Source organism: Kitasatospora sp. MBT63, from assembly GCF_000710465.2.
Classification (GTDB): domain Bacteria; phylum Actinomycetota; class Actinomycetes; order Streptomycetales; family Streptomycetaceae; genus Kitasatospora.
Map to the genome: position 1 here is coordinate 4,378 of NZ_JAIZ01000717.1, position 12,028 is coordinate 16,405.

The 12,028-nt window shown below is 74.5% G+C and carries 11 protein-coding genes; 2 read left to right on the plus strand and 9 right to left on the minus strand.

Annotation, left to right across the window (positions count from 1 at the left end):
• Nucleotides 1-58: 58 nt before the first annotated feature.
• The 5 genes from AA75_RS37185 to AA75_RS37205 form a co-directional block, all read right to left on the minus strand.
• Entirely contained in the window at nt 59-877 is an 819-nt protein-coding gene (locus AA75_RS37185) for an ABC transporter ATP-binding protein (protein ID WP_033824840.1), read from the minus strand.
• The gene (locus tag AA75_RS37190; protein ID WP_233289353.1) at nt 874-1,857 is read right to left on the minus strand and encodes an iron ABC transporter permease; all 984 of its coding nucleotides are present in this window, start codon (nt 1,855-1,857) and stop codon (nt 874-876) included. The genes AA75_RS37185 and AA75_RS37190 overlap by 4 nt, the downstream gene beginning before the upstream one ends.
• Before the next feature lie 111 nt (nt 1,858-1,968).
• Nucleotides 1,969-3,051: an ABC transporter substrate-binding protein gene (locus AA75_RS37195; RefSeq protein ID WP_051814086.1), complete on the minus strand. Its 1,083-nt coding sequence runs from the start codon at nt 3,049-3,051 to the stop codon at nt 1,969-1,971.
• Nucleotides 3,052-3,212: 161 nt separating this feature from the next.
• The gene (locus tag AA75_RS37200) at nt 3,213-4,121 is read right to left on the minus strand and encodes a lytic polysaccharide monooxygenase (protein ID WP_033824842.1); all 909 of its coding nucleotides are present in this window, start codon (nt 4,119-4,121) and stop codon (nt 3,213-3,215) included.
• Between the two features lie 286 nt (nt 4,122-4,407).
• Nucleotides 4,408-5,871: an MFS transporter gene (locus tag AA75_RS37205; RefSeq protein WP_051814087.1), complete on the minus strand. Its 1,464-nt coding sequence runs from the start codon at nt 5,869-5,871 to the stop codon at nt 4,408-4,410.
• A gap of 204 nt (nt 5,872-6,075) precedes the next feature.
• Here AA75_RS37205 and AA75_RS37210 point away from each other — a divergent pair, with 204 nt between their 5' ends.
• Nucleotides 6,076-6,780, plus strand: a complete 705-nt coding sequence (locus tag AA75_RS37210; protein ID WP_033824843.1) for a TetR/AcrR family transcriptional regulator C-terminal domain-containing protein — start codon at nt 6,076-6,078, stop codon at nt 6,778-6,780.
• 51 nt (nt 6,781-6,831) lie between these two features.
• Here AA75_RS37210 and AA75_RS37215 read toward each other — a convergent pair whose 3' ends face one another.
• The 3 genes from AA75_RS37215 to AA75_RS37225 form a co-directional block, all read right to left on the minus strand.
• The gene (locus AA75_RS37215; protein ID WP_233289351.1) at nt 6,832-7,893 is read right to left on the minus strand and encodes a polysaccharide deacetylase family protein; all 1,062 of its coding nucleotides are present in this window, start codon (nt 7,891-7,893) and stop codon (nt 6,832-6,834) included.
• 430 nt (nt 7,894-8,323) lie between these two features.
• Entirely contained in the window at nt 8,324-9,223 is a 900-nt protein-coding gene (locus AA75_RS37220) for an NAD(+)/NADH kinase (protein ID WP_033824844.1), read from the minus strand.
• The gene (locus AA75_RS37225) at nt 9,220-10,272 is read right to left on the minus strand and encodes an SPFH domain-containing protein (protein WP_033824845.1); all 1,053 of its coding nucleotides are present in this window, start codon (nt 10,270-10,272) and stop codon (nt 9,220-9,222) included. The genes AA75_RS37220 and AA75_RS37225 overlap by 4 nt, the downstream gene beginning before the upstream one ends.
• Nucleotides 10,273-10,473: 201 nt before the next feature.
• On the opposite strand from AA75_RS37225, the gene AA75_RS37230 reads away from it, so the two are divergent.
• On the plus strand, nt 10,474-11,280 hold the full coding sequence (locus AA75_RS37230; RefSeq protein WP_033824846.1) for a crotonase/enoyl-CoA hydratase family protein: 807 nt from the start codon (nt 10,474-10,476) through the stop codon (nt 11,278-11,280).
• Between the two features lie 45 nt (nt 11,281-11,325).
• Here the strand turns inward: AA75_RS37230 and AA75_RS37235 are convergent, their stop codons facing one another.
• Nucleotides 11,326-11,976: a response regulator transcription factor gene (locus tag AA75_RS37235; protein ID WP_033824847.1), complete on the minus strand. Its 651-nt coding sequence runs from the start codon at nt 11,974-11,976 to the stop codon at nt 11,326-11,328.
• Nucleotides 11,977-12,028 lie beyond the last annotated feature (52 nt).

Genomic DNA, 12,028 nt, shown 5'->3' on the forward strand with positions numbered 1-12,028 from the left:
CGGGTAGCCCGCGCGGGGGCGGGGGTCCGTGGTCCCCCGCCCCCGGCCGGCCCGCCGCTCAGGTCCCGGCGGCCACAGCGCCACCGCCCGCCGGGGCGCCCACGCCGACCGGACCCCGGTGGTCGAAGGCGATCAGCGGGTCGCCGGTCAGCGGGTGGTCCACCACCGCGGCCCGGACCCCGAACACCTCGGCGAGCAGCTCCGGGGTCAGCACCTCGCGCGGCGGCCCGGAGGCGACCAGCGCCCCCTGGTGGAGCACGTGCAGGCGGTCGCAGACCGAGGCCGCCGCGTTCAGGTCGTGCAGCGCGACCAGCGTGGTCACGGCCTGGGCGCGCAGCAGCGCGAGCAGTTCGACCTGGTGCCGGACGTCGAGGTGGTTGGTCGGCTCGTCCAGCACCAGCACGTCCGGCTCCTGCGCCAGCGCCCTGGCCAGCAGGGCCCGCTGCCGCTCCCCGCCGGAGAGCTGCGAGAACGGCCGGTGGGCGTGGTCCAGCATCCCGGTGCGGGCCAGGCCGGCGGCGACGGCGGCGCGGTCCTCGGCGCTCTCGGCGGCGAAGGCCCGCTGGTACGGGATCCGGCCGAGCGCCACCACCTGGGCGACCGTCAGCTCGAAGTCCCCGCCGCGCTCCTGCGGCAGCGCCGCGATGTGTCGCGCGGAGGCGGCGGGGGAGAACCGGGCCAGGTCGCGGTCGTCGAGCAGCACCCGGCCGGCGCTCGGCGCCAGGTACCGGTAGACGGCCCGCAGCAGGGTGGACTTGCCGCTGCCGTTCGGGCCGACCAGACCGGCGATCTCGCCCTTCTCGGCGACCAGGTGGACACCGGCCACCACGGCGTGTCCCGCGAGGGTGATGTGCAGGTCCTCCAGGGCGATCCTCAACTGCGCTCCAGTCGTCGGTCGAGCAGGTACAGCAGCGCTGGCGCGCCGACCAGCGCGGTGACCACGCCGACCGGCAGCTCCTGGGTGTCCAGGGCGGTCCGGGCCACCGTATCCACCACCACCAGCAACACGGCGCCGGTCAGGGCGGACAGTGGCAGCAGACGGCGGTGGTCGCCGCCGCACACCAGCCGGCAGACGTGCGGGACCATCAGCCCGACGAACCCGATCGCGCCCGAGACGGCGACCAGGACCCCGGTCAGCACGCTGGTGGTGGCGAACAGTTCACGGCGCAGCCGGGTGACCGGGACGCCGACGCCGGCGGCGGTCTCGTCGCCCATCAGCAGGGCGTTCAGGCCGCGGGCGCGGGCCTGCAGCACGGCCAGGCCGCCGAGGACGGCCGCGGCGGGCAGCGCGAGCTGCGCCCAGGTCGCGCCGCTGAGGCTGCCCATCAGCCAGAACAGCACGCCCCTGGTCCGCTGCTGGTCGCCGGCCTGCAGCACCAGGTAGCTGGTGAACCCGGACAGGAACTGGCCGATCCCGACGCCCGCCAGCACCAGCCGCAGCGGGGCGAAGCCGCCGCCGCGCCGGGCCAGCGTCCAGACCAGGGCGAGTGCGGCCAGGGCGCCGAGGAAGGCCGCGCCGGACACCCCGACTCCGGCCGCCAGGCCGCCGGCCCCGCCGAGGACCAGGACGCCGACGGCGCCGAGCGAGGCGCCGGAGGAGATCCCGAGCAGGTACGGGTCGGCGAGCGGGTTGCGGACCAGGGCCTGGACGGCGGCGCCGACCAGGCCGAGTCCGGCGCCGACCAGCGCGGCCAGCAGGGCGCGCGGGACGCGCAGCTGCCAGACGATCAGGTCGCGGCTGCCGGGCAGCGGCGGCCGCCCGGTGAGCCGCCGGCCGATCACCGACCACACCTCGGCGGGCGGGATGTCGACGGCGCCGAGCGAGACGGCGGCGGTGAGCGCGGCGGCGAGCGCCAGGGCGAGCCCGGCGGCTGCCCACCCGGCCGGTACCCGGCGGGGCGGTCGGCCGGGCCCGCCGTCCCCGGTCCGGCCGGCCGTGGAGGTGCGCCGCGGGGAGGTGACGGCCACTCAGTGCCCGGCCTTCACCAGGTCCGGGTGGACGGTGGCGGCGATCTGCTGCACGGTGTCGGCGTTGCGGGTGCCGGCGATGGTGGTGGCCTCGGAGCCGATCCGCAGGAAGTGGCCCTGCTGGACGGCGGCGAGCCCCTTGGTGGCGGGGAAGTCGCGCAGGAACTTCTCCGCCTCGTCGTACGCGGCGGTGGTGGCCGCCGCGCTGCCGCGGTCGCGGACGGCGAGCTGGATCCAGTCGGGGTTCCTGGCCACCACGTCCTCCCAGCTGACGGGCCGGAAGTCGCTGTCGCAGTCGGCGAACACGTTGCGGGCGCCGGCCAGGGTGATCACGGCGTTGCCGACCTGCCGGCCGCAGAGCGCGACGGGCTGCTTGGTGCCCGCGTCGAAGTCGAAGAAGAAGTAGCCGGGCCGCTGACCGGCCGGCAGGTCCTTCAGGGCGGCCGTGACGGCGCCGGTGCGGCTCTGCATCGCGGCGACGAGCTCCCCGGCCTTCGGCGTCGTTCCGGTGATCGCGCCGAGCCGCTGGATGTCCTGTTCGACGGCGGCGAGGTCGGTGGCCGGGCCCGTGGCGTCGGCGGCGCAGGCGGTGGAAAGCAGGTAGACGTGGCGGATGCCGGCGGCGGCCAGCTCGGCCTCGGTGGGGGCGGCGCCGGTGTCGCCCATCGCGGCCATCGGGCCGAAGGTGTCGACGTAGGTGTCGGCGCCGGAGCCGAGCAGCTTCTCCTTGGCGATGCCCGTCTCGCCGAGCACGGGGACCTTGGCGCCCTGCTCGGCGACGGCGGCCGGCAGGGTGCCCTTGCCGGGCGGGAAGCCGGTGCCGATCACCCGGTCCCCGGCGCCGAGCTGCAGCAGTAGTTCGAGCGCGGAGCCGTTGCTGGTGACGATCCGCCGGGCGGGCGTGGGGAAGACGGTGCGGTGACCCGTGCAGTCGGCGATCTCGGCCGGGGCGGTGAGGGTCGCGGCGCCGTTCGCCCCGGGTGCGGCCTCGCTGCCGCTGCCACCTCCCTGGCTGCTGCCGCAGGCGGTGGCGGCGAGCAGCGCGGCGGCCGCCGCGATGCCGCACAGTGCGCGAGAACGCATCGGGACTCTCCTGATCTCCGGGGAAGGACGGGTCCGCAGCTGCGGGCCCGGGACCAGGTAGTCGCGCGGAACGGGGCAGGAGTTCCCGCGGTGGTGGAACGAGTCGCCGGGGAGCGAGGGGGCGCTCCCCGGCGACGCGCCGCGAGACCGGCGGCGGGTGGTCAGGCGGCCTGGCCGACCGCGCCCGGCCGGCGGCGGTAGACGTAGACCGCGGAGGCGGCCACCGACAGCAGCGCGGAGCCGCCGAGCACCAGCGAGCCGACCGATCCGCCGGACAGCGGGGCGGCGCCGGCGCCCTGCGCGGCGGCGGCCTGGTGGTCGCCGCCGTGGCCCCGGTGGTCGACGGTCGAGCGGCTGTAGCCGGCCGCGATCTGCTGCTCGGACGGCGCCTGCGGGGCGGCGGGCGCCAGGGCGCCGGCGGCTGCGGCGCCCTGGCCGTACACCACGTCGGAGCAGCCGTAGAACGCTTCGGGGCTGTCGGTGCGCTGCCAGACCAGGTACAGCAGCTGGCGGCCGGTGCGGGCGGGCAGGGTGCCGCTGAAGGTGTAGTACCCGTTGGTGGCGGTGCGGGCGGTCGGGTACTGGACGACCGGGTTGGCCAGGTCGAGGTCCGACCACTTGAGCGGCTTGGTCGGGTCGTAGCCCTGTTTGGTGATGTACAGCGTCATGCCGCCCTGGTGGGGGGCGGTCACCCGGAAGTTGAAGGTGAACGACCCGGCCTGCACGCCGGTGGCGGGCCAGTCGGTGCGGGCCATGTCGAGCGCCTTGTACTTGTCGCGGTTGGCGGAGCAGAGCTTGCCGTCCGGGATGATCTGCTGGCTCTGGCCGTTCGCGTTGGCGATGTTGACCTCGTTCCAGTCGTACAGCGGCTGGGTGCCGCTCATCGCGACGAGGTCCTTGCACACCTGGGACTGCGGGTGCTCGGGGCCTTCGGCGTAGCAGGACGCGACCCTGCTGACGGGGCCGTACAGCGAGCCGTGGGCGCTCGCGGTGCCGGTCGCCAGGGCGGCCGTCAGCAGGACGGTCGCGCCGACGACACCCGGGGCCAGCAGGCGGCGGGTTACGGACATGGGGGATCTCCTCGACGGTACTTCGGGCCTGCTGTGGGGGACGGGCACGTCTGCCCGGGGCCCGGGGAGCGACCCCGGGGCAAGGCGTGGCGCGGACCCGGCGCGCGGCCTCGGTCGAGCGTATGATTGGTCTGGACCATATGGCAAGAGCCTTAACCTTAAGGCAAGTTGACGAATCATCTGGCAATCCGGCGGGCGCACGGAACGGCCCGGGCGGCCCTCCGTGTCGGGAGGGCCGCCCGGGCCGTCGGTGCAGCGAGGTGCCGTGTGGTGCTGCGGGTGCAGGTCAGGCGGGGACCTTCTCGGTGCCGGCCGCCTCGGGAGCCTGCTCGGCGGCGTCGGCGTCGCCCTGCGGCCTGGCGTGCTTGGGCAGCAGGAAGATCGCGCCGAACACCACGGCCAGCATGGCGATCTCGACCCACAGGGTGACCTGCTCGGCGTGGACGAAGCTGGCGCCCTTGATCTGCTCGAAGAAGACCGTGCCGAGGATCGCGGTGCCGAGTGCGGCGCCGAGCTGCTGGACGGAGGTGAGGGTGCCGGAGGCCGAACCGGTCTCGTGCGGCTCCACCGAGGCGAGCACGGTGTCGAAGAACGGCGCCATCACGAAGCCCATGCCGAGACCGGTGACGGCCAGCGCCGGGGCCAGCTGCCACGGAGTCACCTCACTGCCGGCCAGCTGCAGGGTGAGGATCACCCCGCCGACGCCCAGGGTCATCACGATCAGCCCGCCGTGCATCACCTTGCGGCCGAACTTCAGCAGCGCCTGCGAGCTGACGAAGGCGATCACCATGCCGATCGAGGACGGGATCCCGGCCAGGCCCGCCTTGAACGGCGAGTAGTGCAGGCCGATCTGGGTGTACAGGCTGAAGGTGAGCCAGAAGCCGGTCATCGCCGAGAAGAACGCCAGGCCCAGCACCATGCCGCCGCTGAAGCCGCGCTTGCGGAACAGGCTCGGCTCGACCAGCGGGTCGCCGCCGCCCTGGCTCTTGCGGTTCTCGTACCAGGCGAACAGGCCGAACACCGCGATGGAGAGCCCGATCAGGGCGAACGCCCAGGCCGGCCAGTCGTGCTCGCGGCCCTGGACCAGCGGGAAGACGATCAGTGCGGAGCCGAGCGCCGCCAGCAGCGCGCCGAGCAGGTCGAGCTTGACGGTGCGGGCGCTCTTCCACTCGGGCAGGAAGGCCAGGCCGCCGACGATGGCGAACAGGCCGAGCGGAATGTTGATCAGGAAGATCATGCGCCAGCCGGAGCCCCACAGGTCGGCGTCGACCAGCCAGCCCGCCAGGATCGGACCGCCGACCGTGGACAGGCCCATCACCGGGCCGAACATGCCGAACGCGGCGGCCTGCTCCTTCTCGGAGAAGATCTCCTTGAGGATGCCCAGCCCCTGCGGCAGCATCACGGCCCCGAGCAGCCCCTGGAACACCCGGGCCGCGACCAGCTGGCCGGGCTCCTGGGCGAGGCCGCAGGCGACCGAACCGAGGGTGAAGCCGACGGCGCCGATCAGGTACATCCGGCGGCGGCCGAAGATGTCGCCGAGCCGCCCGCCGGTGATCAGGCCGAGCGCCATGGCGAGGGTGTAGGCGGCGCCGAGCCACTGGATGGTGGTCTCGCCGCCGCCGATGTCGGCGCGGATCGCGGGAGCGGCGATGTTGGTCACGAGGGAGTCCAGGAGGTCCATGACCTCGGCGGCGAGAATGACGAACAGTGCCGCCCATCGCCATCTGTAAGGGGACGGGGACTCGGTCATCGAAGGCTCCTGTGGGTGCTGCGACACTGGTTGACGAACACTGTTCTACCTAGCGACCGCTGTTCTGTCAACACGGTGTTCGCCTGGCGAACGATGTTCCCCCGCCGTTCGCGGGGCCGCCTGGGGAACGGCGTTCGCTACGGGTACGATGTTCGCCGGGGGAACATTCGACGATCACTTCGATGCCGCGAAAGCAGGTGGCGCATGACCGCGCAGATGCCCCCGGTCCCCTGGCACAAGGCGCGCAAGGCCGAGGCCCGGCAGCCGCTCAGCCAGGCGGCGATCGTCGAGACCGGGATCCGGATCCTCGACGCCGAGGGGCTCTCCGGTGTCACCATGCGGCGGATCGCCCAGGACCTGGACACCGGGCCGGCGTCGCTGTACGCGCACGTGTCCAACAAGGACGAGCTCTGCGAGCTGATGCTGGAGCGGATCGCCGGCGAGATCGAGCTGCCCGAGCTGCCCGACCCGGCGCACTGGAAGGAGCAGGTCAAGGAGATCTGCCTGAACGCCCAGCGGGTCTACACCTCGCACCGGGACATCGCCCTGGTCTCGCTCGGTTCGATCCCGGTCGGCGAGAACCAGCTGCGGATCGCCGAGTTCATGCTCGACGTGATGCTCCAGGCCGGCATCCCGCCGCAGGTCGCCAGCTGGGCGCTGGACGGCCTCGGCCAGCTGATTGACTCCGACGCCTACGAGGCCTGCGCCTACACCGACCGCCTCCAGCGCGGCGACGATCTGGACGCCTACTTCACCAGCGTCGAGGAGTACTTCGGCAAGCTCCCCCCGGACCGCTTCCCGCTGATCAGCAGCATGGCCGCGACCATGGTCCAGGGCGACGGGGACGACCGCTTCGCCTTCAAGCTCGACGTCTTCCTGCGCGGGCTGGAGTCCTACATCGAGCAGTGAGCACCGGCCGGCCCGCCGCCCGCGGGGGGCGGGCCGGCCGGAGCCACCCGGTCAGCAGCCGCCGCGGATCCGGTGCACGGCCGGGTGCAGGCCGGACAGGATGGTGTCGAACCGGTGCGGCGTGGTGTCGGAGTTGACCCGCAGCCGGTTGATCCGCAGCGGGTCCGGCGGGAGCAGCGCGTCGTGCCGGTGGTTGAACAGGAAGCCCAGCCGGTAGCCGAGTTCGCCGAGCAGCGCCTCGGTGCGCGCGTCCCGGTTGCCGTTCGGATAGGCGAACGCGGTGGGCGGCTCGCCCAGCCACCAGGTCAGCAGCCGGTGCGCCTCGGCCACCTCCTCGCGGGCGGTGCTGTCGGCGCAGCGGTCCAGGCACGGATGGGTGTGGGTGTGATTGCCGATCTCCACCCCGGCGGTGCGCAGCTCGCCCAGGTCGGTGCGGTCCAGCTGGCGCCGGCGGGGCGCCTGGGCGCGGGCGGTGGCCCGCAGTTCGTGCAGGCTGCGGCGGCGGTCCGCGTCCGGCAGGGTCTTCAGCCGGGCCACCGCGCCCTGCGGCGGACAGCCCGCCAGGGGGCCCGCGGTGCCGCCCTGGGCGGCCAGGAACGCGGCCTCGGACCACCAGAACGGCTGGTCGGTGCCGATGAGTTCGGTCACCACGAAGGCGGCGGCGGGGATCCGCAGGCGGGTGAGCACCGGCAGGCCCTGGGTGAGCACGCTGTGGTCGCCGTCGTCGAAGGTGACCAGCACGCTGCGCGGCGGCAGCGGCCGCTGCTCGGCGACGCACCGGGCCAGCGTCGCCAGCGAGACCGGGGTGGCGGTGCGGACCAGGCGCTCCATCTGGGCGGCGAACCCGGCCGGGTCGTCGATCCCGTGGTACGCCAGCACCGCCAGTCGCCGGGAGGACAGCGCGCGGAACACCGGCTGGAGCGGCGAGTGGCGCAGCAGCCCGTCGATCCTGCGCCGCCGGGCGTCCCCGTGCGGGGTCGGTGCGGGGCCGGGCGGCGCCGGCGGAATCCCGGGCGTCGCCGGTGCCGGGCGGGCGGACCCCGCCGGTGCGACGGCCGGCACCCCGGTCGCCACGGTGACGGTCGCTCGTGCGGCCGTGTCGGGCTTCGACACGCTTACCCCCTCCGAACTCTGCCGCGTGCAGCACGACAGCGGACCCGCACGCTCTGAAGACTTTTCTACCGCCAAGGTGGCGACTTTAATACCTCTTTGGAAAATTTTTCCTGACGCAATATCAACTCGGCGCATCCTGACCGCGCGCTGTGCGCGCCCTGGACAAGGTACTGCGTTCGGGCCGTCCGGACACGGGGGTCCGCGCAGTAGGCCGGAATCGCCCGGGTGGCGCGGCCGGGAGTGCACCCGGGCGCGGGCCCGCCGGGCGTGTCCGGGGGGTCGCGGGACGCGCCGGGCGGGAACTGTCGTTCGGGGGGCGTGGCGCGGATGCGCGCGCCGGCCGGGTCTTCGTGTGCGGACCATCACCGGATCCTCACGCCCCGGGCGCGCAATCCCCGGGTCCGCGCGCCCGGCGCTCCGCGGCCGCGGCTCAGCCGAGCAGGCGCAACCGCTCCACCGCTACCCCCACGCGTACGGTCTGACCCCAGGTTAGCCGTAGAGCGTCCGACTCCACACCGTCCCCGAAAGCCACCAGCTGATCCGACTCGACCGTCAGCGCCAGCCGGTCGCCGTCCGCCAGCAGCCCCTGCACCTGTCCGGTGCCGGTCAGCGGCGACGGCCACGCCTCCCGGACGAACCAGGCCACCGCGGACGCCGTCGGGTCCGGCAGGGCGAGCGTGCTGCGCCGCTCCAGCCAGGCCGATCGGCACCAGCCGGTCGCGCCGGTGCCGGTGCCCACCAGCACCCCGGAGGAGGCCTGCGCCTCCTCCTCGCCGCCGGCCGGTGAGAGCCGGTAACGGGCCGTCTGGTGGTTCGGCTGGCCGAGGTAGATCTCGTTCAGAGCGAGCAGCCGCTGGGTGTCGTCGGCCACCGCCTCGACCATGGTGCGCTCCTCCAGCCGGTTCTCGCCGCCGCGGGCGCCGACCGCGCGCAGGGCACGGGCGGCGTCCGCCGGGCGGTGCCGGACCAGCACCCCGAGGCCCCGGCCCGGTTCGTTGTCGATGCCCACCACGGGCTGCCCTGAGAGGTACTTGGCGGTGTTGGCCACCAGTCCGTCCTGGCCGACCACCACCACGACGTCCTCGGGCGTGAACAGGAAGCGGTCCAGGTCGGCGCGTTCCACCCGGCAGCGCCGCCACTCCAGCGGTACCGCCGCCGCGACCTCGGCCAGCGCGGCCCGGGCCAGGTGGTGGCGCTGCTCCACCTCGTCGGGCGAGCGGCCGCGGGTGGCCAGGAAGAACGCGGCCTGCCCGCGCGAGCCGTGCCGGGCGATCAACTCCTCGTACTCGGTGCGGCGGTGGACCAGGACGGCGCGCGGGGCCAGGCTCACCGGTGCTCGCCCCCGGTGGCCGGCGCCCGGCCGAGTCGGGCCAGCAGGCCGGTGAGCACGTCCGGGCTGAGCGTGATGCTGTCGATCTTCGGGAGGTGCTCGGCCAGCTTGGTCAGCGCCAGTGCGTGCAGCAGCTCGGGACCGGCCTGCTGGTGGGCGAGCAGCCAGGCCTCCTCGGACGCGGCCCTGGCCTCGCCCAGCACCCGCTCGGAGTCGGCCTGGGCGTCCGCCAGGATCCGGGCGGCCTCGGCCTCGGCGGTGGCGATCCGGGTCCGGCGGGCGGCCTCGGAGTCGGCGCGCACCCGGTCGGCGGCGGCGTTCTGCTCGGCCTGCCGCCGCGCGTTGGCGCCCTGCTGGCCGACCAGCTCCTCCTCGCGGCGGGCCAGTTCGATCTGGTTGGCGAGCTCGTTCTCGGCGATCGCCCGCTCGCGCTCGACGGCCACCGCGCGCCGCTCGTAGGTGGCCCGGTCGGCCTCCTGCTGGACCTGTTCGCGGGCCGGGGTGCGCAGCGCGCGCTCGAGCTCGGCCTCCGGCCGCAGCGCGGTGACCCGGACGGCGATCACGGCCAGTCCGGTCTCGGTGAGCCGCGGGTCGGCGGTCAGCCCGTCGGTGATCTTCTGCCGGACCGGCGTCACACCGGCCGCGAGCGCCTGCGGGAGCGTCAGGCCCGCGATCAGCTCCAGGGCTTGCTGCTGGGCGCTCTCGGTGAGCAGGGTGCCCAGCTGGTCCAGCGGCTCCGCGCGCCAGGCGCCGGTGTCGGGGTCGATGCCGAAGTCCACCCGGGTGGCGGCCACGGCCGGGTCGGTGATCCGGTACGTGACGGTGGCCTGGACGGTGAGGTCCTGGAAGTCCGCGGTGCGGGCGTGGCAGAGCATCGCCAGCTCCCGGTCGTCGGCCGGCACCTCGGAGATCGCCGCGGTCAGCGGCCGGAACCAGAAGGCCAGACCGGTGCCCTCATGGGTGAGCTCGCCGCTGCGCAGGTGGCGGATGTGGGCGGTGGGTGCGGCGCGCAGGTGGCGGAACCCGAAGCGCCTGGTGATGTCGGCCATGGCCGGCCCCCTCTGTCGTCTCTCGCTCTTCTCGTCGGTATGACGATAACTGGCCGAGATCGTTATCGTCAACAGGACGAGAAAGGTCGTGCGGCGGCGGCACGCGGCATGATGGGCCGCACGCACGCCACGCACGCCACGAACGCCACCAACGCTTCGAACCGGGGTCCCGGGCCCGGGACCCGACGGAGGGCAGACGCGATGACGAAGGACACGGTCAGGGTGGAGCGGTCCGGCCCGGTGTGGACGGTGATCCTCGCCCGCCCCGAGGCCCGCAACGCGGTCGACGGCCCGACCGCGGCCGCACTGCTGTCGGCCTTCGAGGAGTTCGACGCCGACGACGGGGCCGCCGTGGCGGTGCTCTGGGGCGAGGGCGGCACGTTCTGCGCCGGCGCCGACCTCAAGGCCATCGGCACCGCGGAGGGCAACCGGCTGGCCGCCGACGGCCCCGGCCCGATGGGCCCCACCCGGCTGCGGCTCGGCAAACCGGTGATCGCGGCGGTGGCCGGGCACGCGGTGGCCGGCGGGCTGGAACTCGCCCTCTGGTGCGACCTGAGGGTGGCCGCCCGGGACGCCGTCTTCGGCGTCTTCTGCCGCCGCTGGGGCGTCCCGCTGATCGACGGCGGTACCGTCCGGCTGCCCCGGCTGATCGGGGCGGGCCGCGCGATGGACCTGATCCTCACCGGCCGCCCCGTCGACGCCGAGGAGGCGCACCGCATCGGCCTCGCCGACCGCCTGGTCCCCTCCGGCACCGAACGGGCCGCCGCCGAGGCGCTCGCCGTTGAGCTGGCCCGCTTCCCGCAGACCTGCCTGCGCCAGGACCGGCTCTCCGCACTCGGCCAGGAGGGACTCCCCGAGACCGCGGCCCTGGCCGCCGAGTGGGCACACGGCCAGGTCTCACTGGCCGCCGACACCACCGCCGGCGCGGCCCGCTTCACAGCGGGCGAGGGCCGCCACGGCTCCTTCGCGCCGGCCCCGGACGCCTCACGGACCGCCCCGGACACCTGACGGGCCGTCGCGGCCCCGGCCGGTGGCGTGCTCCCGTCGGGCCGGTCAGCCGCCGCTCTCCAGGTAGCGCAGTACCGCCAGGACCCGGCGGTGGCCGCCGTCGGCGGCGGGCAGGCCGAGCTTGGTGAAGATGTTGGCGATGTGCTTCTCGACGGCCCGTTCGCTGACCACCAGGCCGGCCGCGATCGACTGGTTGGTGCGTCCCTGCGCCATCAGCGCGAGCACCTCGCGCTCGCGCGGGGTGAGCGCGTCCAGGGCGGCGGCCCGGCGGCTCGCGCCGAACAGCTGCGAGACCACCTGCGGGTCGAGCGCGGTGCCGCCCGCCGCGACCCGGGCCAGCGCGTCCACGAACTCGCCGATGTCGACGACCCGTTCCTTCAGCAGATAGCCCACCCCGGCGCCGCCGTCGCCGAGCAACTGCGCGGCGTACCGGGTCTCCACGTACTGGGAGAAGATCAACACCCCGGTCCCCGGGTGCTCCTGACGGATCCGCACGGCCGCCCGCAGCCCCTCGTCCGTTCCGGTGGGCGGCATCCTGACGTCCACCACGGCGGCGTCCGGCCGGTGCGCCGCCACCGCCGCCAGCAGCGTCTCCCCGTCCCCGACCGAGGCGACCACCTCCACCCCGCGCATCGCCAGCAGCTGCGCCAGCCCGTCGCGCAGGATCGCGGAGTCCTCGGCGATCACCACCCGCATCCTCGTGCCCCCTCGGATCTGCCCGGCCCGCGCCCGTCCCGGCCCGCGCCCG